This is a genomic window from Bradyrhizobium sp. CIR18, from assembly GCF_014198295.1.
Taxonomy (GTDB): domain Bacteria; phylum Pseudomonadota; class Alphaproteobacteria; order Rhizobiales; family Xanthobacteraceae; genus Bradyrhizobium.
Window position 1 is genome coordinate 1228203 of the sequence record NZ_JACIHF010000001.1, and the last position, 21518, is coordinate 1249720.

20 protein-coding genes and 1 tRNA gene are annotated in these 21518 nt (G+C 64.5%); 3 read left to right on the plus strand and 18 right to left on the minus strand.

What is annotated here, in order from left to right:
- Positions 1-61 precede the first annotated feature (61 nt).
- Together GGD65_RS06070 and GGD65_RS06075 are read right to left on the minus strand one after the other, a co-directional pair.
- Entirely contained in the window at positions 62-1120 is a 1059-nt protein-coding gene (locus GGD65_RS06070; RefSeq protein WP_018322221.1) for a phosphotransferase family protein, read from the minus strand.
- 140 nt (positions 1121-1260) lie between these two features.
- The gene (locus GGD65_RS06075; protein WP_018322220.1) at positions 1261-2496 is read right to left on the minus strand and encodes an acyl-CoA dehydrogenase family protein; all 1236 of its coding nucleotides are present in this window, start codon (positions 2494-2496) and stop codon (positions 1261-1263) included.
- 320 nt (positions 2497-2816) lie between these two features.
- On the opposite strand from GGD65_RS06075, the gene GGD65_RS06080 reads away from it, so the two are divergent.
- Positions 2817-3479 carry a TetR/AcrR family transcriptional regulator gene (locus GGD65_RS06080; RefSeq protein WP_183234648.1) on the plus strand — a complete coding sequence of 221 codons (663 nt, stop codon included), beginning with the start codon at positions 2817-2819 and terminating at the stop codon, positions 3477-3479.
- A gap of 4 nt (positions 3480-3483) precedes the next feature.
- Here the strand turns inward: GGD65_RS06080 and GGD65_RS06085 are convergent, their stop codons facing one another.
- From GGD65_RS06085 to GGD65_RS06115, 7 genes are all read right to left on the minus strand, one after another.
- Positions 3484-3876: a RidA family protein gene (locus tag GGD65_RS06085; protein WP_183234649.1), complete on the minus strand. Its 393-nt coding sequence runs from the start codon at positions 3874-3876 to the stop codon at positions 3484-3486.
- Between the two features lie 97 nt (positions 3877-3973).
- The gene (locus GGD65_RS06090; RefSeq protein ID WP_018322217.1) at positions 3974-4189 is read right to left on the minus strand and encodes a hypothetical protein; all 216 of its coding nucleotides are present in this window, start codon (positions 4187-4189) and stop codon (positions 3974-3976) included.
- Between the two features lie 209 nt (positions 4190-4398).
- Positions 4399-5628, minus strand: a complete 1230-nt coding sequence (locus tag GGD65_RS06095; protein WP_183234650.1) for a CaiB/BaiF CoA-transferase family protein — start codon at positions 5626-5628, stop codon at positions 4399-4401.
- Between the two features lie 179 nt (positions 5629-5807).
- The gene (locus tag GGD65_RS06100) at positions 5808-7013 is read right to left on the minus strand and encodes an MFS transporter (RefSeq protein ID WP_183234651.1); all 1206 of its coding nucleotides are present in this window, start codon (positions 7011-7013) and stop codon (positions 5808-5810) included.
- Between the two features lie 135 nt (positions 7014-7148).
- The gene (locus GGD65_RS06105) at positions 7149-7976 is read right to left on the minus strand and encodes a 3-keto-5-aminohexanoate cleavage protein (protein WP_092260283.1); all 828 of its coding nucleotides are present in this window, start codon (positions 7974-7976) and stop codon (positions 7149-7151) included.
- Between the two features lie 122 nt (positions 7977-8098).
- Positions 8099-9496 carry an MFS transporter gene (locus GGD65_RS06110; RefSeq protein ID WP_183234652.1) on the minus strand — a complete coding sequence of 466 codons (1398 nt, stop codon included), beginning with the start codon at positions 9494-9496 and terminating at the stop codon, positions 8099-8101.
- A gap of 270 nt (positions 9497-9766) precedes the next feature.
- Entirely contained in the window at positions 9767-10507 is a 741-nt protein-coding gene (locus GGD65_RS06115; RefSeq protein ID WP_183234653.1) for an NrtR DNA-binding winged helix domain-containing protein, read from the minus strand.
- A 101-nt stretch (positions 10508-10608) separates the two neighbouring features.
- Here GGD65_RS06115 and GGD65_RS06120 point away from each other — a divergent pair, with 101 nt between their 5' ends.
- Together GGD65_RS06120 and GGD65_RS06125 are read left to right on the plus strand one after the other, a co-directional pair.
- Entirely contained in the window at positions 10609-11655 is a 1047-nt protein-coding gene (locus GGD65_RS06120; RefSeq protein WP_038972347.1) for an SPFH domain-containing protein, read from the plus strand.
- A complete protein-coding gene (locus tag GGD65_RS06125; RefSeq protein WP_018322209.1) occupies positions 11639-12577 on the plus strand; it encodes a sugar kinase in 939 nt (312 codons plus the stop codon). Before GGD65_RS06120 ends, GGD65_RS06125 begins: the two co-directional genes overlap by 17 nt.
- Before the next feature lie 23 nt (positions 12578-12600).
- Here GGD65_RS06125 and GGD65_RS06130 read toward each other — a convergent pair whose 3' ends face one another.
- The 9 genes from GGD65_RS06130 to GGD65_RS06170 form a co-directional block, all read right to left on the minus strand.
- A complete protein-coding gene (locus GGD65_RS06130; protein ID WP_018322208.1) occupies positions 12601-12771 on the minus strand; it encodes a hypothetical protein in 171 nt (56 codons plus the stop codon).
- A 13-nt stretch (positions 12772-12784) separates the two neighbouring features.
- Complete coding sequence (locus GGD65_RS06135) at positions 12785-13000, minus strand: hypothetical protein (RefSeq protein ID WP_018322207.1); 216 nt, start codon at positions 12998-13000, stop codon at positions 12785-12787.
- Between the two features lie 68 nt (positions 13001-13068).
- On the minus strand, positions 13069-14406 hold the full coding sequence (locus GGD65_RS06140) for a sorbosone dehydrogenase family protein (RefSeq protein ID WP_183234654.1): 1338 nt from the start codon (positions 14404-14406) through the stop codon (positions 13069-13071).
- Positions 14403-14843 carry a DUF2231 domain-containing protein gene (locus GGD65_RS06145; RefSeq protein WP_183234960.1) on the minus strand — a complete coding sequence of 147 codons (441 nt, stop codon included), beginning with the start codon at positions 14841-14843 and terminating at the stop codon, positions 14403-14405. The genes GGD65_RS06140 and GGD65_RS06145 overlap by 4 nt, the downstream gene beginning before the upstream one ends.
- A gap of 163 nt (positions 14844-15006) precedes the next feature.
- Positions 15007-15312, minus strand: a complete 306-nt coding sequence (locus tag GGD65_RS06150) for a hypothetical protein (protein WP_183234655.1) — start codon at positions 15310-15312, stop codon at positions 15007-15009.
- Between the two features lie 217 nt (positions 15313-15529).
- Positions 15530-17458, minus strand: a complete 1929-nt coding sequence (locus GGD65_RS06155) for a VWA domain-containing protein (RefSeq protein ID WP_246783197.1) — start codon at positions 17456-17458, stop codon at positions 15530-15532.
- 184 nt (positions 17459-17642) lie between these two features.
- On the minus strand, positions 17643-18233 hold the full coding sequence (locus GGD65_RS06160; RefSeq protein WP_183234657.1) for an RNA polymerase sigma factor: 591 nt from the start codon (positions 18231-18233) through the stop codon (positions 17643-17645).
- Between the two features lie 464 nt (positions 18234-18697).
- Positions 18698-18771: transfer RNA gene (locus GGD65_RS06165), tRNA-Gly, on the minus strand.
- A gap of 330 nt (positions 18772-19101) precedes the next feature.
- Positions 19102-21507 carry an ATP-binding protein gene (locus tag GGD65_RS06170; RefSeq protein ID WP_183234658.1) on the minus strand — a complete coding sequence of 802 codons (2406 nt, stop codon included), beginning with the start codon at positions 21505-21507 and terminating at the stop codon, positions 19102-19104.
- Positions 21508-21518: the final 11 nt, after the last annotated feature.

Here is a 21518-nt window from a genome sequence, read left to right on the forward strand (position 1 = left end):
GAGTGTGTGGCGAGAGTGGCGCAAGAAAAAAGCGCGGCCACCGGCGGCGCCTTCGTCGTTCCTACACCGCGCCGGCCTTCTGCGCGTATTCCCATGAGGCCTGCGACAGCGGCACGGTGCGCTTGGCTGACTCCAGCGCCTTGGCGTTGGCGGCGGTGCCGTCGCGGACGCGGCCGGCGATGCCTTGGGTGATGCCGGCGAGACGGAACAGATTGTAGGCGAAGTACCAGTTGAGATCAGGCACCGTCATCTTGGTGACGTTGCAATAGATCTGCGCAGCTTCTTCCACGCTCGGGATGTTGAGCGCCTTGAGGTCCGCGCCCTGCAGGCCCGGCATGATCCACTGCATCAACAGGTAGGTGAAGTCGGCCATGGGATCGCCGAGCGTCGACAGCTCCCAGTCCAGCACGGCCTGTACGCGCGGTTCCGTCGCGTGGAAAATCATGTTGTCGAGACGATAGTCGCCATGGACGATCGAGACGCGGGCCTGCTCCGGCACCGTCTTCGGCAGCCATTCGGCGACCTTCTCGAACTCCGGAATGTGCTGCGTCTCGGACGCGCGATACTGCTTGGTCCAGCGGTCGATCTGGCGCGCGAAATAATTGCCAGGCTTGCCGAACTCGCCGAGCCCTATCGCGGTGGGATCGTACATGTGGAGCTTCGCCAGCGTCTCGATCTTGCTGGTGAAGATCTTGCGCCGCGCATCGCCATCCTGGCTCGGCAGCGTCGGATCCCAGAACACCCGGCCCTCCTCCATCGACATGATGTAGAAGGCCGCGCCGATCACGCTGTCGTCCTGGCACAGCGCATAGGCGTGCGCGACGGGAAAGCCCTGCTTGCCGAGCGCTGCGATCACCCGATATTCGCGATCGACCGCATGCGCCGACGGCAGCAATTTGCCGAACGGCTTGCGGCGCATCACGTAGGAACGGTTCGGCGTGTTCAGCCGGTAGGTCGGATTGGACTGGCCGCCCTTGAACTGGAGCACGACCAGCGGCCCCTGATAGCCTTCGACGTTGTCGCGCATCCAGGCTTCGAGCCGCATCTCGTCGAAGCGATGACGCTCCTCGACCGGCTTGGTGCCCGAGAACTCTTCGTCTTTCCTGACGCCGTCAGCCACGATGACGCTCCCTCTTCAGTCCTGACCATTTCAGGTCGAGCATGATCCTAATCGGTAACCGCTGACGCACTTGCGTCAAGCGGTCACCGCATCATGCCCTGTCGTGTCTTCAGATCGGGAGCGCCTCCCGGCTCTCCCTCTTAGTGACCGGGAGAGTTTGCATACTTCCGAACCTCAAGTCTGGCAATGGCGCGATTGTGCACCTCGTCCGGACCGTCGGCGAGACGGAGCGTGCGGATGTGGGCGTAGTCCTTGGCAAGGCCCGCCTCGTCCGAGACACCGGCGCCGCCGAAAGCCTGGATCGCCTCGTCGATGATCTTCAGCGCCATGTTGGGGGCTGCGACCTTGATCATGGCGATCTCGGCCTGCGCGGTCTTGTTGCCGACCTTGTCCATCATGTCGGCAGCCTTGAGGCAGAGCAGGCGCGTCATCTCGATGTTGGTGCGGGCATCGCCGATGCGCTGCTCCCACACAGAGTGCTCGACGATCTTCTTGCCGAAGGCGCTGCGCGAGGACAGGCGCTTCACCATCTTCTCCAGCGCCTCCTCGGCCTTGCCGATGGTGCGCATGCAGTGATGGATGCGGCCGGGGCCGAGCCGGCCCTGCGCGATCTCGAAGCCACGGCCTTCGCCGAGCAGGATGTTCTCTTTCGGCACCCTGACGTTCTCCAGCAACACCTGGGCATGGCCGTGCGGCGCGTCGTCGAAGCCGAACACCGGCAGCATCTTCTCGACCTTGATTCCGGGCGTGTCGAGCGGAACCAGGATCTGCGACTGCTGCTGATGCTTGGCCGCCTTGAAATCGGTCTTGCCCATCAGGATCGCGATCTTGCAGCGGGGATCGCCGACACCGGACGACCACCATTTGCGGCCATTGATGACGTAATGATCGCCATCCTTCTCGATGCGGGTTTCGATGTTGGTCGCGTCCGAGGAGGCCACCGCCGGTTCCGTCATCAGGAAGGCGGAGCGGATCTCGCCGTCCATCAGCGGACGCAGCCATTTGCGCTTCTGCTCCTTGGAGCCGTAGCGGATGAACACTTCCATGTTGCCGGTGTCGGGCGCGGAACAGTTGAACACTTCCGAAGCCCAGGTGATGCGGCCCATCTCTTCCGACAGCAGCGCGTATTCCAGATTGGTCAGTCCCGCGCCGCGGAATTCGTCGTCCTCATGCTCGCTCGGCGGCATGAACATGTTCCAGAGGCCTTCGGCCTTCGCCTTCTTCTTGAGGTCCTCCAGGATCGGGATCACCTTCCAGCGCTCGCCGGCGTGATCCTGCTGATCATAGATCGGCACCGCCGGGCGCACGTGCTTGGCCATGAAAGACCGCACGCGGTCGAGCCATTCCTTCTGCTTGGGGGACAGATCGAAATCCATGGGACGCTCCTCGTCTCTCTTCTGCGAACCTGTTTGCTTCGCGAGCCTGTTTTGCGCCGGACTGGTCTCCCGCTGCGCGCAGCCCGCAAGCGCGCGGCTTGCGGACGCTTCGGAACCGGCTTCGCGAGTTGCGAACGGGTCCGATTGCGATTGACATATCCGGCCTTCAAACGATAGTTTCATACAACTGTTTGAATTGCAACTCCCTCGCTCACGACGTCATTCCGGGGCGGCCCGCAGGGCTGAACCCGGAATCTCGAAATGTGGGGCGAGATTTCGGGTTCTCGCTTCGCGAGCCCCGGAATGACGGGATAAAGGTCATGGCCAGCGATCATACGAGGTCTGCCATTCTCGCCGCCGCCGAACGGCTCTATGCCGATCGCGGCTTCGGCGACGTGACGCTGCGCGACATCGTCGCGGAGGCGGGTGTCAACCTCGCCGCGGTGAACTATCATTTCGGCTCGAAGGACGAGCTGATCGCGGAATTATTCGTCACCCGCTCGATCGCCACCAACCGCGAGCGCCTGCGCGAATTGAAGGCGGCGGAAGAGCAAGGCGGCGGCCGTGCGCCGATCGAGGTGATCTTGCACGCGCTGGTCGGGCCGACGCTGCGCGGCTGCCTCGGGCCTGAGAACCAGCGCTCGACCGCAGCGCGTTTCATGATCCGCGCCTCGATTGAATCCGTGCCGCCGATCCGCCGCATCAAGAACCGCGAGATCGACCATTTGCGCAAATTCGCCGGCGCGATGCGCCGTGCCCTGCCCGACCGCAGCGACGTCGATATCTACTGGGGTCTCAACTTCGCGCTCGCGATGGCGCACCACACCATCCGCGAGAGCGAGCGGCTGATAAAATTGTCGGAAGGCAAATGCGACCTCGACGACGTCGAGGACGTGGTCGCGCGCGTGGTCAGCGTGGCGACGATGGCGCTGACGGCGGGAAAGGCCGAGACGAAGGCACCGGCGCGGGTCGCGGCGAGGTAGTCCCTCACGTCATCGCGATGCAGTCGATCTCGACGTCGAAGGGGCCGAACCATTCCGGCGTGCAGACGAAGATCCGCGCCGGCGTATCATCAGGGAAATAGCGCGCATAGATGGCGTTGAACGCGGCGAAATGTTTTGTCGAGGTGCAATAGACATTGCACTTCATGACGTTGTCGAGCGAGGCACCGGCCGCCTGGAGGCACAGCTTCATCTGCTCCATGACGATCTCGCTCTGCCGCTCGATCGGCATTTGCGCGATCTCGCCCGTCTCCGGGTCGAACGGCGGCAGGCCCGCGACGAAGATCATGTTGCCGGCGCGCGTCACCGGCGAGACCGGTGCGTTGCGGCGGTCGAGAAAGGTCGAGATCGGTTCGACGCGGAGCGCTTCGCGTTTCATGCAGCCACCTTCGGTTCAAGCGAGACCGACGCCGGACTACCTTATTCTGCAGTCGGCATGCTTCGCTTTTAATCGAAGTGTGGTTGTCGCGACGGGTTCAGGCCCGCTGCGGCATCTCCTCGGCCTCTTCCTTGGCGAGCAGCAGCAGCATCTCGATGCCCATCTCGCCTTCCTGCGGCGAGCGGATGAACTTGATCTCCTCGGCACTCTGCCGCAGTGCGGCAACGATGGCGACGGCCTGATTGGCGGTGGCCGCCTCGGTCGCCAGAATTGCCTTCTGGTCCTTGGCCTGGAACCCGATCGTGTAGGACATCCATTTCCCTCCCGACGTTAGTGGAGAGATCGAAACAGAGTCTGGCGCGGAACGGAAGCCTGTGAGACTACGGACCGGAACTATCTGGGGATGGCGCGCAAGCCTCAGGCAAGCCCGAGCACGCGCGCGTCCTCTGCGGCCGCCGCTTTGCTGCGAACCACCCTCTCCCACGAGGGAAGAGGGTAAGAGCGCACGCTGCCTCTGCTGAGTTAGATGATCCCCTGCTGCTTCAGCGTCTCGATTTTGCCCGCATCATAGCCGAGCTTGCCGCCGAGGACCTCCTGCGTGTGCTCACCAAGCAGCGGCGGGGCGCGATATTCGGTGATGGGGGTGCCCGAAAGAGTCAGCGCGTTTCGGATCAGCGAGAGTTCCGGTTCGAACTTGTGCTCGGTCTTCACCCACATGCCGCGCGACTGGACGTGCGGATCGGAAAACACCTGCTCGAAATTGTTGATCGGACCCGAGGGCACGCCGGCCTCCTCCAGCTTTTCCAGCCAGTAGGCCACCGGCTGCTTCAGGAACAGGCCGGCGAAGATTGCCATGATCTCCTTGCCGTGCGTGACGCGGTCGTTGTTCTTGACGAAGCGCGGATCGCTCGCAAGCTCGGGTTCGCCGAGCACGGCGCAGGTCTTCCGGAACTGGCCGTCGTTGCCGACCACCAGCATCAGCTCGCCATCGGTGCAGCGGAACACGCCGGCCGGCATGCCGCCATTGCCCCAGGTGCCGCGTCGCGGCGGCGTCTTGCCGTTGACGAGGTAGATCTGCAGCCAGTGCGACAACGACGCAATGACCGTGTCGAACAGGCAGACGTCGATATGCTGGCCCTGCCCGTTATTGGCGTCGCGATGGTAGAGCGCCGAGAGAATTCCGATCGAGGTGTTCATGCCGGTCATGTAGTCGACAATGGAGGGACCGACCTTCATCGGGCCCTCGCCCGGCTCGCCATCCATGTGGCCGGTGACGCTCATCAGGCCGCCCATCGCCTGCAGGATGGCGTCATAGCCGGCGCGCGGCGCGTACGGTCCGGTCTGGCCGAAGCCGGTCACCGAGCAATAGATGATGCCGGGGTTGATCGCCTTGATGGTCTCGTAGTCGAGGCCGTAGCGCTTGAGATCGCCGACCTTGTAGTTCTCCATGAAGACGTCGACGTCCTTGGCGAGCTCGCGGATGATCGCCTGGCCCTCGGGCTTGGCGATGTTGACGGTGACCGACTTCTTGTTGCGGTTGGCGCAGAGATAGAAGGAATTGTTGTTGTTGGCCTTGCCTTCGGGATCGCTGAGGTAAGGCGGGCCGAAGGCGCGCGCGTCGTCGCCGGTGCCCGGCCGCTCGATCTTGATCACCTCGGCGCCGAGATCGCCCAGCATCTGGGCCGACAAAGGCCCGGCAAGCACGCGCGTAAGGTCAAGGATCTTGATGCCTGAAAGCGGCAGGGCCGACATGTCGATTTCCTCCGGGGAACTGAATTTTGGCGCGGCGGCTCTGAGCGGCCGCGCTCCCCAGCGGATACACTATTTTGGCGCCTTGAGCACTGCACTGGCGGCATACGGCTATCCGCAGCTCCGGCAGCACGCCCATTCCTGTCCGCAACTTTCCGCGCCGCGAATATTGCCTGATCGGCTCAGGTCACGGCTGCCGCCGCCACGCGCGGCCGCCGCCGGCCGAGCAGGATCAGGATCAATACCGTCGCGCAGGAGCAGACGAAGGTGAGACCGAGCGCGCCGCGGCTGCCGAATTGGGTAAGCAGGCCGACGAGGAGCGGTGGCGAGATCGCGGACGCCAGATTGAGCGGCAGCGCGATCATCGACATCGCCTTGGCGAACTCGGCTTGGTCGTAGAACACCAGCGGGATGGTCGCCCGCGCCACCGCCATCGCGCCGCTGCCGGCGCCATAGAGCAGGATGAAGACCGCGACCGCCCAGGTCGCGCCTTCGCTCAGCATCAAGAGCAGCATGGCGACAGGCAGCGCCGTGCCCGCGACGAGCCCGGTCGTGATCCCGTCCCATCGCCCGCCGCCGAGGAGATCGAGCCCGCGGGCGCTGACCTGGATCACGCCCAGCATCGAGCCGAACGCGAGGGCCTGCGCAGGCGTGAGCCCCTCCGCCCGCAACAGCTCGATCATGATGGCGCTGATGCCGAAATTGACGAAGGCGTTGAGCGTGATCGCGGCGACGACGAGGCCGAAAGTGCTCCTTGGAATCGCGGGCACATCGGCAGACTTAGCCGGCTTGCCGCCATCGTCCTTCGCAAGTCTCCGGCGCGGCGCCACGAATGCATAGAGCGGAAGCGACACGAGGATCAGCATGGCCGCGTAAACCAGGCACGTCCCCCGCCAGCCGAGGTGCCCGCTGAGGAACGACGTCGTCGGCCAGAAGATGCTGCTGGACAGGCCTGTCACCAGCATCAAGGCCCCGATCGCGTTCTTGGCCTGCCGCCCCGCGACCTCGTTCAGCATGATATAGGCGCCGGTCGACAGCGTGGCGCTGCCGGCGATGCCGAGGACGATCCAGGCGGCGAAATAAAGCATCGGCTCGCGCGCGAGAGACAGCAGCACGAAGCCGGGCGCGGTGACGACCGTGCCGACCATCATGACCGTCCGCGCGCCATGCCGCGCAAACGATCTGGCGAGCCACGGCGCGCACAGCCCCATCGAGACATAGAGAACGGATGTCCCGGCGAACACCGCCGGCAGGCTCATGCCGAGATCGGCGGCGAGATCGCGCCCGACGATGGCAGGAAGCCCGATCGTGCCCCATCCGACCAGCTGCGTGATGGCGAGCACCAGCAGGACCCCGATCAGCCCGCTGTCAGATTTCAAGAACCGCATTCCAAACGTTCGCCTGCCCGGCAGGCGCCGATCACGCCTGTGACACCTCTCTTAGCTGGAGACTCAGCGCACGGGAACGCCGGCCGCCGAATGGCAGAAGGCAGCCGGGAGCATGTCAGGAGGAGGCAGTGGCCTCTACCGCGCGATCCCGAGCAAGGATCGCGCCTCGGCGGCGGTCGCAACGCGGCGACCGTGGCGCGTGACAGCCTCGCAGGCGATGGTCACGAGCTCCGCATTGCTGGCGGCCAGGCGTGTCTTGTCGATCCTGATATTGTCCTCGAGCCCGGTCCGAACCGCGTCGGCGCCCCGCGCCAGCGCCCAGCCCATGACCTCGGCCTGGTGACGTCCGATCCCGGCCGCGGTCCAGGTCGCGTGCGGGATCAGCCGCCTGAGCTCAGCCAGCAGGATGTCGAGGACATGCTCGTCCGCCGGCATCGCGTTCTTGACGCCCATGACGAACTGTACGTGCGGACGCGGGTCGATCAGCCCCGCCTCGATCAGGCGGCGGGCACCATGGATATGAGACAGATCGAAGATCTCGATCTCCGGCCGGATGCCATTCGTCTGCATGCCGGTGGCGAGGGTCTCGACCAGGGCGGCGCTATTCTCATAAACAATCGTCGGGAAGTTCACCGATCCCGTGGACAACGAGGCCATGTCCGGCTTCAGATAAAGCGACGATCCGCGCGCCGAGGGATCGCGGCCCCGCCCGCCGGTCGAGAACTGCACGATCATGCCAGGACAATGCTTCCTGATCCCCTCCGCTACCTTCGCAAAACGTTCGGGATCGGACGACGGCGTCTCGTCATCATTGCGAACGTGGATGTGGGCAAGCGTGGCGCCGGCCTCGAAGGCCTCCTGCGTCGACTCGATCTGTTCGGACGGCAGAATCGGCACCGCCGGATTGTCCTTCTTGCGCGGAACGGAGCCGGTGATAGCGACAGCAACGACGACGGGGTTCATCCTGCAACCTCATGATGATCGCGCTCACGCGCACCAAGTTCGATCAGGCCCTGACATAGCGCGCGGAGCCCTGCCGCCGCAAACATCAATTGTCGCAGCGGCACGGCTTCCTTGCGTTCGCGTCAGGTCTGAACTGCGGCCACACCATTCGCGGCTTCCGCACGCTGCCGCTCATAGTCGGCTCGCGGCATCGGAACGGCCTTGGGATTGCCGAGATCGTCGATCTTGATCCGATAGGTTTCCCGGGCCGTGACGGCCGCCAGCGCCGCGATCACCGTGATGCCGAAGGCGATCGCGCCCACCGTCAAGGGAATGTTGGCCGAGCCGGGAGGTGCTACGATGGCGAACAGGGCTGGAAGCAAGGCGGTGATGGTCGTTCCGATGTTCTGCGAGATCGCCATCGCCGACACCCGTGTGCGGGTCGGAAACAGCTCCGGGTAAAAGCTCGGGAAGATCGCGTTATAGCCCTGATAGACGACGCCCCACATCAGGAGCGACAGCAGGATCGCCAGCGGCACGTTCCTGATGCTGATGGCATAGAGGTAGCCGAAGGCGAGCAAGCCGGAGAGCAGCGCGCCCACGACGATCGGAGGCTTGCGCCCGACCTTGTCGGAGAGATTGCCGACGAAGGGAATAACGAACACGGCCAGCATGTTTCCGAGGACCGGGATCCACAGATAAACGTCCTTGGCAAAGCCGATGCCGTAGGCCGGCTGCACCGCGTAGGCCGCACCGAAGATGGTCGCGACAACCGGAATGACATTCATCAGCGCCATGCAGATGACCCTGAGCATGTCGGGCCAGTTCAGCTTGATGGCCTGAACGATGGGCGCCCGCGGCGTTTCTCCCCGCTCGCCCTCTCGCGCAAAGGCGGGGGTCTCGTCGACTTCGCGGCGAATGATGTAGCCGGCGACGATGACGAAGAAGCTGAGCAGGAAGGGAATCCGCCAGCCCCAGCTGTTGAAGGCGTCGGTCGGCATATAGGCCGCCAGCGGCAGGAAGACCGCAGCTGCGAGAATCTGTCCGGCCTGCACGCCCTGAAGGGCGAAGCTTGCATAGAAGCCGCGCCGACCGAACGGCGCATGCTCCAGAATCATCGAGCTTGCGCCGGAGATTTCGCCGGCAACGGCAAATCCCTGCACGAGGCGCAGCATGACGAGCAGGATCGGCGCCAGGATGCCGACCTGCTGATAGGTCGGCAGGATGCCCACCGCCATGGTCGAGATGCCCATCAGGAACATGCAGAGGATGAGAACCGTCTTGCGGCCATGGGTGTCGCCCCAATGTCCGAGCACGAAGGCGCCGATCGGCCGGGCCACATATCCAACGCCATAAGTCGCCAGCGATGCGACGATCGCGACGGTGGGATTGTCCGACGGGAAGAAGATTTGCGGGAAGATCAGCGACGCAGCGGTCGCGTAGATGAAGAAGTCATAATATTCGAGAGCCGACCCGATCCAGCCGCTGGCAGCAGCCTTCCTGGACTGACTCATGTCGTGGATCGCGCGCGTGGTAGCCATCACAAAAGCTCCTCCCGATCTGTTCGTTTGTTGACGTCCCGTTGGCGGGCTTCGCTGGACAAATTGGACAGCAATCTCCGGGCGCTCTGCGGAGCTCCGCGAGCGCTTGGCACTGCCGGTCGGTGTCTTGAGTGAAGAGACAGTAGGCTTTCGCCGGGCTAACACAATTACCCAGTTATGCGATAAACCTAACATGATGTTATCTGGGCTAAAGGGCCGAGCCGACCCATCCTGCACGCTGACCGACGGCTCGGCATGCCGCCGCGGAATTCATTCCGGCGGATTGAACGTCCGCACGAAATACACGGGCTCGCTGCCCTTCTTCAGGCGGTAGAGTTGCGCCGGGCGGTTCGGGCCGCGCCGCATCTTCGCGACCGGCTCGATCATGTCGGCCGACAGGATGCGGGTGCGGAAGGCGCTCTTCTCCAGCGGGCGGTCGAGCACGATCTCGTAGACGCGCTGCAAATCCGGCAGCGTGAATTCCGGCGGCATCAGATAGGCCGGCAGCGAGGTGTATTCCACCTTGTTGCGCAGGCGCTGGATCGCGGTTGCCAGGATGTCGCCGTGATCGAAAGCGAGCTTGTCCTTGAGCCTGCCTCCTCGAATCGGAAACCAGTGCGCATCGTTCGCCAGCACGCTTGCGTCCGCCGGGATCAGCGCGAAATAGGCGTGCGTCGCCGACCAGCCGCGCGGATCGCGCGTCGCACTTCCCCAGCTTCCGAGCTGCTCGAGATAAGGACTGGTGACCCCGGTCTTCTCCCTCAGCTTGCGGGCCGCACAGGCCGCGAGGTCGCGGTCCTTCGTGACGTCCACGAAGCCGCCCGGCAGCGCCAAGCTGAGCGGAAACGGCTCGCCCTCGCCGGCCGGGCGCTGCATCAGCAGCACCTGAAGGCTGTCGTCGAGGATCGTAAAGATCACGACATCGACCGTGGTCAGGGGGCGCGGAAAGTCCAATTCTCCAGACTTTCCAAGGCCCTTGCCGAGGTCCTTGCTCCGCCCCTCACCTGCCATCGCCAATCTCCCCTGTTCGGTCTTGACAGTAGCATAGTTAGTTGTACAGTCCAACTTACTTAGTTGCTCAGACACACTTATTGCAGCCGTTGGAGAAACACATGTTCGGCGTCAGGTTCATCAAGGCCCAGCCCACCACCTATCTGATGAAGTATCGCGCCGGCGCGATCGTCGCCGAGGGTGCTGGTCTTTCCGCGCTGTATTACGCGCCGGTGACCATGCTGGTCGCGGTGCCCATCGGCAGCCGCGACGCCTCGTTCATCTTCGAGCAGACCGCGCGCGACTTTCAGACGCTGACCGTGCAGGGCCAGGTGACTTATCGCGTCAGCGACCCGAAGAAGGCGGCCTCGATGCTCGACTTCACCCTGAAGGCTGACGGCAAGACCTATGCGAGCGACGATCCGGAAAAGCTGCCGGAACGCATCCTCGGCACGGTCGAGGTCCTCGCCCAGCAAGCGGTGAAGGAACTGACGCTGAGGGACGCGTTGCAGGCGTCCGACCGCATCGCCGACATCATCGCGGGCGGCTTGAGGGCGCGCGCCGACATCGCAGCTCTCGGCCTCGAAATCCTCGGCGTGTCGATCCGCGGCATCAAGCCGACGCCGGACACCGCGAAGGCGCTGGAGGCGCAAGCGCGCGAAGCGATCCTGAAGAACGCGGACGAAGCCATCTTCGCCCGGCGCAACTTCGCCGTCGAGCAGGAACGCGCCATTCGCGAGAGCGAGCTCGACACCGAGATCGCGGTCGAGCAGAAGAAGCGGTCAATTCGCGAGACCCAGATGGACGCCGAGGCGAGCGTTGCGGCAAAGCGCAATGAGCTGCGCGAGGCCGGCATGGCCGCGGACATCGTGCTGGAAGGCAAGCGCAAGGATTTCGTCGGCCTCAATGCCGAGAATACCAGGACGCTGGCCGACGCCGAGGCCTATCGCGTCGGCGCGCTGATGAAGATCTTCGAGGGCGTCGACACCCGCGTGATCCAGGCGCTTGCCGCTGCCGGCATGCAGCCGGGTCAGCTGATCGCACAAGCCTTCTCCGGCATTGCCGAGAAGGCCGAGAAGATCGGCCAGCTCAACGTCTCGCCGGACCTGCTCAGCCAATTGATGGAGAAGCCGAAGCCGACGGAGGCCGCCAATGCCCGCCGCCAATGACCGCAAGGTGGTGCTGGTGACGCGCAAGACCAGGCTGGAGGACCTGATCGCGCGCCACCTGACGGCGGCACAGGCGCGCTTCTATGTCGAGCATCTCGGCGCCGACTTCTCCGACTATGAGCGCGAGCACGAGGTCTATCGTGCCCAGCGTCACACGACGCTGCAAGTGCTGGAGCAATGGGGGCGCTATCAGGTCATCGACCGCGGCTTCCTGCCGAACTTCCTCTTCGGGCCGGACGACATCGTGGTCGCGCTCGGCCAGGACGGCGTCGTCGCCAACACGATGAAATATCTCGATGACCATCCGCTGATCGGGCTCAATCCGGATCCCGCGCGCCACGACGGCATCCTCCTGCCCTTCGCGCCGCGCGACCTCGCCAAGCTCCTGCCGGAGGTCGCCACTGAGAAGCGCGGCAGCCAGGCCGTGACGATGGCGGAAGCACGGCTCAACGATGGCCAGGTGCTCTACGCCGTCAATGATTTGTTCATCGGCGCACGGACGCATGTCTCCGCGATCTACGAGATTGCCGCCGGCGGAGCGACGGAACGGCAATCTTCGAGCGGACTGATCGTCTCGACCGGCCTCGGATCGACCGCCTGGTTCAAGAGCATCGTCACCGGCTCGCTAGCCATTGCCGGCAGCCTTGTTGGGCAGCCTCCCCCGCTGACCGGTTACGAGGCCCTGCCCTGGGACGCGCCGGAGCTGCGCTTCGCGGTGCGCGAGCCCTTCCCCAGCCGCCATTCGCAGACCCATCTCGTCTGCGGCCGGCTCGCCTCGGCGGACCAGTTGCGCATACGCTCGCTGATGGCGGAAAACGGCGTCATCTTCAGCGACGGCATTGAAGCCGACCGTCTCGACTTCAACGCGGGTGCCGAGGTTGCGATCGGGATCGCCGCGCGGCGCGGACGATTGATCGTCTGATCATGTTGGGCCGCCGCGCCGCCTCACGCGGTGTGGCCGGGATCGACGTGCTTGGGCGTCTTCTTGTCGCGCTGCGGGGTCATCTTGGCCGGATCAGGCGCACCGGGCACGCCGCGGGGACCCAGCTGCTCCCGCTGGATGTCGTCCTCGGAACGGGATGGCTCGACGCCGTTCGGCTCACGCGGCTTGGTCATCGCGTCTTCCTTCTCAAGCGTTGTCCTGGACGCCGAGCGCGTTGCCTCCGGCTTCGCGGCCAGGCACGCTGACCTGGACTTCATGTCCCTCACGCAGCGCGAGGGATGCGGCGGCGACCGCCGATTCGAATGCAGCTTCCTTGGTGGCGTATGTGTTCTTGACGTCGCCGTCGTGCAGCACGCCCCATTCGTCCCTCACCGGCACGATGGCATATTGAGCAAGGCCCATTGTCCAACTCCTGGCTTTGAGTTTCAGAATTTGGCTTTCACCGTCTGTCCGATAACGCGCCGGCGGGCCTATCGTTGCGTCAACTGCGGATGCGCAGCTGTGACGCGCCACACCGTGTTGCCGCTGTCGTCTGCGATCAGCAACGCGCCAGTCTTGTCGATGGCGACGCCGACGGGACGGCCACGCGCCTGGTTGTCGCTGTTCAAAAAGCCCGTCACGACGTCCTGCGCCGGTCCGCTCGGCTTGCCGTCCGTGAACGGCACGAACACGACCTTGTAGCCGTTGAGCACCAGCCTGTTCCAGCTGCCATGCTCGCCGACGAAGGCGCCGCCACGATAGGCGGCCGGCAGGCCGGAGCCGGTGTTGAAGACGAGCCCGAGCGGGGCGACATGCGAGCTCAGGGCATAATCCGGCACGATCGCCTTGGCGACGAGATCCGGTCGCTGCGGCTTGACGCGGGGATCGACGTGCTGGCCGTAATAGCTATAGGGCCAGCCGTAAAAGCCGCCGTCCTTCACCGAGGTCATGTAGTCAGGGACGAGATCGGGACCGAGTTCGTCGCGCTCGTTCACCACCGTCCACAACGCGCCGCTCTGCGGCTCGAAGCTGAGCCCGTTCGGATTGCGCAGGCCGCTTGCGAACACGCGCCAGCGGCCGCTGGCACGATCGACCTCGAGGATCGCCGCGCGGTTGTGCTCGGCCTCCATGCCGTTCTCGGTGATGTTGCTGTTGGAGCCGACGCCGGCATAGAGTTTCGAGCCGTCGGCGCTCGCGACCAGGCTCTTGGTCCAGTGATGGTTGATCGGCCCACCCGGCAGCGGCGTCAGCACCGTGCCCGGCGCGGTGATCTTGGTGTCGCCTTCCGTGTAGGGATATTTGACGATCGCATCGGCGTTGGCGACATAGAGGTCGTTGCCAACCAGCGCGATGCCGAAGGGCGAATTGAGATGGTCGAGGAAGACGCTTTGCGTCTCCGGCACGCCGTCGCCATTGCTGTCGCGCAGTAGCGTGATGCGGTTGCCCGGCCCGGTGTCGTTGCCGCCCGAGGTCGCCCAGGACTCGATGTAGCCCATGACGATCTCTTTGGGCCGCTTGATCCCGGCCCCCTTCGGCGCCTTGGATTCCGCCACCAGCACGTCACCATTGGGCAGCACATAGAGGAACCGCGGATGCTGCAGACCGGTCGCGAAGGCCTTGACCTGCAGACCTTGCGCCACACTCGGCGTCTCGTCCTTCTTCCAGCCGACGATGCGCGCGATGTGGACCGGCGGCAGCAGATATTGCTGGATGTCGGGAAGCTTAGGATTGGCCCCGATCTGCGCCTTCGGATCGCCGCTGCCGTCGTCGCAAGCAGACAAGAGCAGCAGCGAGGAACAGAACAGCGCGCGGGCAAGCTTCGATATCATCGTGCAACTCCTACGCCGTGGCGATAGACCATGGCCCAGCCGAGCCAGCCGGTGACGGGCAGGATCAGCACCGTGATCACGGACAGGACGAGCCCGGTCGGCCACACCGAGGTCCAGGCATCGCGCGTATGGATCAGCGCGTTGACGATGGCCAGGATCAGCGCCACGGCATTTCCGATCAGATGCGGCCATGCCGGCATCTGCGCCCGCACCAGGCGGTTGCCGAGGAAATCAATCAGGCCCGCGATCGCCGCCAGCACGCCGAAGACGACGCCAGCGAGCAGAAGCCAGGCGGAAAAATTCGCCCACATGATCTCGGCGCTGGCGACATAGGCGATGTCGGTCAAGAGCGCCCCGACGAAGCACGCGATCGGGATCGGCACCAGCATCGGATGAATCGGATGACCCGCGATCTGCGCGGTGGTTCGCACGCGCATGTCGTCTTGCACGGTCGGCCTCGTGTGATTTTCGGTCCTGCCCGACCGGCCAACTCGTGCGTCGTGCGATGGTTCCTGGGGGATCCGCGCCGCCTCGTTCCGACGCGCGCGGATGGCGCTGAGCGCGGCGGCGAACTCGCCATTCGCGCTGATCGCGATGGCCCTAAATGCGCGTCAGACCCAGCCGTTCGCGGACCTCGTCATCCTCGATCGCCTGACCCAGACGCGCATCCTTGCCGGCTTCGAAATCTTCCGCGATCGTTTCGAGCGCCCGAAACGCATCCCCGGCGCTCGGCGCCGCCGCGATGTGAGCAACCGGTTGACCGTTGACCGTGAGATCGGCCTCGTCCCAGGGCGCGGTATCAATCTCCAGGCGGTCACCGCCAACGTCTGCGATGAAGTGCTGGACGGTGGGTTTGGAGGTCGGCAGCGTGAGATCTGGCGTCCAATCGATCGGCTTGTGGGTCATGTCATGGTCTTCCCGAAGTTGCGACCAACGAATAGACCATCCGGCGCGCGGGACATTGACCTGGATCAGGCCGGCACGGCTGGGCCATCCTTCTCGCGGGCAGAGATCAGTATGCTCGATGCTTTCTTTTTGCAGGCCGACGTCACGATGGCCGCGCGCGGCGGCATCGTGGTCACCCGCGTCGGCCCCGCCCCAAGCCGAGAGAATCGGACATCGATCAAGGGCGCAGCGGCTGCATTGCGCTCGCGGTTTTGGCCGCGCGCACCAACTGAAGGAACTCGGAGCGATAGCCGTAAGGGTCGTCGCCGCGTGCTGCCGAGGCGATACGCAACACGTCGTCATAGCCGAACCGGGCGGTGTGCTTTCCGCCACGTAGAATCTCGCCGAACGCGGCCACACTGGTTGCAAAGCGGGCATCGAGCGGCGCGTCCTCGAACCGCTCCTGTTCGGACCCGCGATCGACGGGTGTGCTGATCAGCACGCTTTGATCGGATCGCGGCAGCTTGTAACGGATCTTGACGAAGGCATATTCGGCTGGCGACGGCGAGCCGGTCGCCGGAGCCCCCGCACCGTATCTGAGATCGTCGACCGTTCGAGGCCCGCCGACAGGCACGATGTCGTAGAGCGCCGTCACGGTTTGCCCCGAGCCGACGTCGCCGGCGTCGACCTTGTCGTTTGCGAAATCGTCGCGATTGAGAAGTCGGGTCTCGTAGCCGATCAGCCGATATTCGGCGACGGTTGCGGGATTGAACTCGATCTGGATCTTCACATCCTTGCCGATCGGAAATAGCGTCGAACTTGCCTCCTCGACCAGCACCTTGCGCGCCTCGTTGATCGTATCGATGTAGGCGGCGACGCCGTTACCGTTCTGCGCCAGCGTCTGCGCCAACGCGTCGTTGTAATTGCCGGCACCAACGCCGAGCACGGACAGGAAAATGCCCTTTTCGCGCTGACGCTCGACGAAGCCTTTCAATTCATCCTTGTTCGTGATGCCGACATTGAAGTCGCCGTCGGTCGCGAGGATGACGCGGTTGACGCCGCTGGCGTCGAAGTTCTGCTCGGCCAGCGCATAGGCTTGCCTGATGCCTTCGGCGCCCGCCGTGCTGCCGCCCGCCTCGAGCCGGTCGATCGTCGCCAGGATTTTCGCTTTCTCGGACACGGAAGTGGGTTCGAGCGCCGTGCCGGCATTCCCTGCATAGGTCACGATCGCGATGCGGTCCTCGGGTTGCAACTGGGTGACGAGCATGGCGAGCGACTGCTTCACGAGCGGCAACCGGTTTTGCGGCTGCATCGAGCCCGATGTATCGATCAGGAAAACCAGATTCGCGCGTGGCCGGTTTGTCTGTTGCAGCGCATAACCCTTGACACCGATGCGAATGAGCTTGCGGCCTTCCGCCCAGGGGTTCGGAAACACGGCAACGTTGGCCCGGAACGGTTCGCTCGCCGATGCGGGCGCTTCATAGGCATAGGGAAAGTAATTGATCAGCTCCTCCGTCCGAACGGACGCGGGCGGCGGCAGGACATTGCGGTTGAGCTGGGCGCGTACGAATGCGTACGACGCCGTATCGACATCAATGGAGAATGTCGAGACCGGTGCATCGCGCGCGACCTTGAAGGCGTTTTCCGGCGCATTCGCAAACTTGTCGCGGCCGACGGGCTCGGGCGCGCCAATAGCGGGCTCACGCTTGCTGCGGTCGCGCTGGACGTCCGCCAGCGCGCGCGAGAGAGTGAGATCGTCCGCAAAGCGGCTACGGGCGGCAAAAGGCGGCACGAGACCCTGCACCTGGCCGGGCGCCGTCATGGAAGGCGCCTGCGGAGCCAAAGCCACCCGCCCGGCGATCTGATCTTCTACACGCGGCCCGGCGGGCGGCGGTGCCGCCGCAATCGAAGGCGCGGCGGCCTCCTTGCTGCGCTTTGCGTCTGCAGCAGCGATTTGGATTTGCGTTTGCAGTTGGGCCTGGCTTTCGCTTTCCTTCTTCGCTTGCGCTGTCCGGGGAGCTTGAGCGACGTCGTTGCTCGCGAGCTTCTGCTCGACGGGCGCAGCGCCATCTAGCGACTGCGACGCCCGCATGAGATGGAGATAGGTGCCCGATCCGGCAACAATACAGGCCAGGCTGGCAGCCAGGAGATATCGCGTACGATTCATGACAGTCCTCTCGTGCGACGGCCGCAAAGGCGCGGCGGTTCGCTCGATGAGACGGATGTCGGTCGGATTTCCTTGGCCCTTCTCGGCGATTTTTTGATCGAAGCGCAGCAACGCCTGTTGCACAGCCGCGTCACGCGCTTCCGGCGCCGACGGCGGAGGGTCGGGCAAACGCATGGTGTTGTGATCAGTGCTCATCGCCAATGTCCTTCGCGAGACTCGTCTGTCGCCTCACCTCGTGCATGCGGCCGGAGATGGTCGACTCGGTGACGCCGAGCGCTGTGGCCGCCTCCGCGTGCGTCATGCCTTCGCCGACGACAAGCACGACCGTCTCGCGCAGCAGCGGCGAAAGCCGCGCCAGTTCGCTCGCGAGCCAGCTGCGACGAAAAAGATCCCTGCCATCCGGCGGCGCCGCTATTCCCGCAAGCACGGCGAGGTGGCCCTTCAGGCGCGCCAACGTCGAATGGCGCCGATGGTGATCATGACAGGCGTTGCGGACGATTCCGGTCAGCCAGGTCGTGAACTTCGCCTCCCCCCTGAAAGAAGCGATCCGTTCCACCAGCGCGCAGCAGACATCCTGGCAAATGTCCTGCGCGTCAGTCTGGGAGCCGGTCATGCGCCACGCAACACGGTGCATGAGGTCGTAGTGACGCCGCAACAAGGCTTCGAATGCGGCTCGATTGCCCTGCGTGGCCAGACTCACGAGGTCGTCATCCGTGGCGCCGCCATCCAGCGGCTCAGTCACCTCTGCGGTCACAAGCTGAACGACGCCCCCCATGCCCCTACCTCAAGGTCGACAGGATTGAGCAAGACAATCGGGATCGTGACCCGGTCCCTCGGCCAGTCCCGCCCGGGACCACAATCGCATGCGCCTTATTCCTACCATAGCAGTTCCACCCATAGACCGGGGTGCCGGGACAGAGATTTTCCAGGCCTTCACCAATTGAGACGGGCGAGACGGCGGAATCCTTGGGCCAAGTCAGAAAAAATTTCGGACGGCGCGAGAACAGAGCCTTACGGCGCGACGCGGAGGTGGCAACCCAAGCAGCGTGGCTTTGCGGCGCTTATGAGGGCAACGATCGCCTGCCGCACGGTCTCATGGTTTCACCTCGCGGGCGGCTGAGTTTGGCCCGTCAATGTGGGATGCACGAAACAGCCGATCGGAAAGCGAGCATCCGGGCATCTGAAGCAGCCCGTTGGTCAGAATGAATCCAACTCTCTCGCTAACGCCATGAAACAGACTGGAGCGGGTGAAGGGAATCGAACCCTCGTATTCAGCTTGGAAGGCTGCTGCTCTACCATTGAGCTACACCCGCGTTACGGGCTCCCTAACACGGCCGGGCGGCGGTCTCAACTGTTCAGGCGGTCGCTTTCCGGCCGTCCTGAGCCTTTGCGAATCGCGCCCGGTTCCTGCGGATCCGCCGCCCCTTAACAGCGGCGGCAATGCCCCCTATATTGAAATCTTCCGAAACCAACGAAAGGAGGTGATCCAGTGTCTTTTACCAAGCGCTGTCACCTCGCTGGGATCGCCCGCTAAGCTCTAGATAAAGGCTTGGCATCGGGGCGCTCTCAGCCCTGGACCAGCGAGCAAGAATCGGGCGCGACGGGGCTTCCCCCGCCGCGCCTTTTTCGTCCGGGAGCGCGCTTCAACCCGGCGGCTCGCCCGCAAGCACCTCGCGAATCTTCTGCGACAGCTCCGACTTCCGGTAGGGCTTCTTGAGCAGCGCCACGCCGGAATCGAGATGTCCTTCGTGGACCATGGCGTTGTCGGTGTAGCCGGAGGTATAGAGCACCCTTGCTCCCGGCCGGCGGAGCCGGATCGCGTCGGCCAATTCCCGCCCGTTCATGCCGCCGGGCATGATGATGTCCGTGAACAGCAGATCGAATTTGGCGCCCTGGTCGACCAGCGCCAGTGCGGACGCGCCGTCGCCGGCCACCAGCGTGCGATAGCCGAGGCTGCCGAGCCGGGCGATGACATAGCCCTGCACCAGGGGATCGTCCTCGACCACAAGGATCGTTTCATGTCCGCGTGCCGTGTCGAGCGCCTGGACCGGCGCGGTCCTGGCCGGCGCCTCGCCCTTCGATCGCGGCAGGAACAGCCGCATCACGGTGCCGCGCCCCTCCTCGCTCTCGACGGCGACCGTGCCGCCGGTCTGCTTGGCAAAGCCGTAGACCATGCTGAGCCCGAGGCCGGTGCCGCGACCGACGCCCTTGGTGGTGAAGAACGGCTCGAACACGCGCTCGCGGATGTCGGCGGGGATGCCGTGGCCGGTGTCGCCGACCGCGACCATCACGAAGGCGCCGCGAACGGCATCGCCATCACCGGCAACGCCGGTGTCGTCGAGCTCGCGGTTCGCGGTCTCGATCGTGAGCTTGCCCCCGTCCGGCATCGCGTCGCGCGCGTTGACGGCGAGGTTGACGATCGCGGAGGAGAGCTGCGAGGGATCAGCCATCGCGGACCAGGCGTCATCGGCGAGCCGGGTCACGATCTCGATATGGGCGCCGAGGATCGGCCTCAGCAACTTCGTAGACTCGAGCACGAGGGCGTTGACGTCGATCTCGCGCGGCTCCAGCGGCTGGCGGCGCGCGAAGGTCAGCAGCTGCGAGGTGATCTCCGCGCCGCGCGCGGCCGCATCGTCGATCAGCTGCGCAATCGCGGCGAATTCGGGCTTGTCCGCAAGCCCTTCCTGGATGATCTCGATGGTGCCGGTGATGACCGTGAGCACGTTGTTGAAATCGTGCGCGACGCCGCCGGTGAGCTGGCCGATCGCGTCCATCTTCTGGGATTGACGTAAGCGCTCCTCGGTTTCGTGCTGCTTGGTGAGATCGGTCGCGGAGCCGCGATAGCCCATGAAGCGTCCGTCGGCGGCGAAGATCGGCTGGCCGTTGACGCTGAAATGATGCATCCGCCCGGCGGTGTCGCGGCCGCGATATTCGAACTTCCGGAACGGCTCGTGGCGGTCCAGCATCGCCATGTGCGCGCGCCATTTCTCGGGCTCGGCGTCGCGGCCGAACGCGGCATCGGCGCGGCGCTTGCCGATCAGCGCCTTGCTGTCCATGCTGAAGGCACCGGCCCGGTCGGAAATGTAAGTGAACCGATGGTCTGGTCCGGTCTCCCAGAACCAGTCGGACGCGGTCTCGGCATAGTCGCGGAAACGCTGCTCGCTCGCACGCGCGTCCTCTTCGGCGCGCTGGCGGATGGTCAGGTCGCGCTCGAGATTTGCATTGGCCTCGCGCAGCTCGCCATAGGCCCGCTGGAGGTTCGCGCACATGGCGTTGAAGGCGTCGATCACCTTGTCCAGCTCGTCGGCATCGTAGGGCGGCCGGCGCTCCAGGCGCAAAGGCGGCGGCGGCCGCGCCAGGCTGTATTTGCTGACGAACTCGGCGATGGCGACCAGATGCCGCGTCACCAGCAGATGGAACATATAGATGATGAACAGCGAGACGAGGAACGTCTTGGCCGCCTGGCTTGCCAGGATGACCAACGCGCGGTTCAGCAGATGTTGATAGACATCGGTCAGCGTCGCCTCGACATGGAGCACGCCAATCTCGCGTGCGGTCCCCTGCACAATGGTGTTCAGCGGATAGTCGCGCGTCACCACTGAGCGGGTGCTCGGCTCGCCGACTGCGAGACGGATCGGATTAGGACGATCGGCAATCTCGCGCACCTCGGCGGCGCGGATGTCGGGCAGCCGCAGGATACCGTCGAGCTGGAGCTTGAGCTGGTTCTGGTCGAGATTCCATAGGCTCTCGCCGAGACTGCCGGTGGTGCTGCGGCCGATCTCCTCGAGCCTGGTCTCGATGAGGCCGACCTCGCGATCATAATCGAGATAGAGCTGGAGCGCCGTCAATGTCAGCGTCACGACCGAAGAGAACAGCAGCACGGCTGCGAGCAGGCGCGGCCCGACGCCGCTGCGCGACCAGTTGAAGAGCCGGGACAGCAGCGCGGCGAACATCGAAGGCGCGAGCGCGGTGCCGATCAAATCCTGCTTCGCAGCCGCCGGTGCAACGGCGCGGCCGCGCTTGGAGTCCTCGTCACCAGCCTTGACCATGCACCACATCC

What these genes read in the sequence shown, in the direction of transcription:
- GGD65_RS06075 (WP_018322220.1), bottom strand. Translation starts at nt 2,496, where the DNA reads ATGGATTTCGATCTGTCCCCCAAGCAGAAGGAATGGCTCGACCGCGTG.
- GGD65_RS06080 (WP_183234648.1), top strand. Translation starts at nt 2,817, where the DNA reads ATGGCCAGCGATCATACGAGGTCTGCCATTCTCGCCGCCGCCGAACGG.
- GGD65_RS06085 (WP_183234649.1), bottom strand. Translation starts at nt 3,876, where the DNA reads ATGAAACGCGAAGCGCTCCGCGTCGAACCGATCTCGACCTTTCTCGAC.
- GGD65_RS06090 (WP_018322217.1), bottom strand. Translation starts at nt 4,189, where the DNA reads ATGTCCTACACGATCGGGTTCCAGGCCAAGGACCAGAAGGCAATTCTG.
- GGD65_RS06095 (WP_183234650.1), bottom strand. Translation starts at nt 5,628, where the DNA reads ATGTCGGCCCTGCCGCTTTCAGGCATCAAGATCCTTGACCTTACGCGC.
- GGD65_RS06100 (WP_183234651.1), bottom strand. Translation starts at nt 7,013, where the DNA reads ATGCGGTTCTTGAAATCTGACAGCGGGCTGATCGGGGTCCTGCTGGTG.
- GGD65_RS06105 (WP_092260283.1), bottom strand. Translation starts at nt 7,976, where the DNA reads ATGAACCCCGTCGTCGTTGCTGTCGCTATCACCGGCTCCGTTCCGCGC.
- GGD65_RS06110 (WP_183234652.1), bottom strand. Translation starts at nt 9,496, where the DNA reads ATGGCTACCACGCGCGCGATCCACGACATGAGTCAGTCCAGGAAGGCT.
- GGD65_RS06115 (WP_183234653.1), bottom strand. Translation starts at nt 10,507, where the DNA reads ATGGCAGGTGAGGGGCGGAGCAAGGACCTCGGCAAGGGCCTTGGAAAG.
- GGD65_RS06120 (WP_038972347.1), top strand. Translation starts at nt 10,609, where the DNA reads ATGTTCGGCGTCAGGTTCATCAAGGCCCAGCCCACCACCTATCTGATG.
- GGD65_RS06125 (WP_018322209.1), top strand. Translation starts at nt 11,639, where the DNA reads ATGCCCGCCGCCAATGACCGCAAGGTGGTGCTGGTGACGCGCAAGACC.
- GGD65_RS06130 (WP_018322208.1), bottom strand. Translation starts at nt 12,771, where the DNA reads ATGACCAAGCCGCGTGAGCCGAACGGCGTCGAGCCATCCCGTTCCGAG.
- GGD65_RS06135 (WP_018322207.1), bottom strand. Translation starts at nt 13,000, where the DNA reads ATGGGCCTTGCTCAATATGCCATCGTGCCGGTGAGGGACGAATGGGGC.
- GGD65_RS06140 (WP_183234654.1), bottom strand. Translation starts at nt 14,406, where the DNA reads ATGATATCGAAGCTTGCCCGCGCGCTGTTCTGTTCCTCGCTGCTGCTC.
- GGD65_RS06145 (WP_183234960.1), bottom strand. Translation starts at nt 14,843, where the DNA reads ATGCGCGTGCGAACCACCGCGCAGATCGCGGGTCATCCGATTCATCCG.
- GGD65_RS06150 (WP_183234655.1), bottom strand. Translation starts at nt 15,312, where the DNA reads ATGACCCACAAGCCGATCGATTGGACGCCAGATCTCACGCTGCCGACC.
- GGD65_RS06155 (WP_246783197.1), bottom strand. Translation starts at nt 17,458, where the DNA reads ATGAATCGTACGCGATATCTCCTGGCTGCCAGCCTGGCCTGTATTGTT.
- GGD65_RS06160 (WP_183234657.1), bottom strand. Translation starts at nt 18,233, where the DNA reads ATGGGGGGCGTCGTTCAGCTTGTGACCGCAGAGGTGACTGAGCCGCTG.
- GGD65_RS06170 (WP_183234658.1), bottom strand. Translation starts at nt 21,507, where the DNA reads ATGGTCAAGGCTGGTGACGAGGACTCCAAGCGCGGCCGCGCCGTTGCA.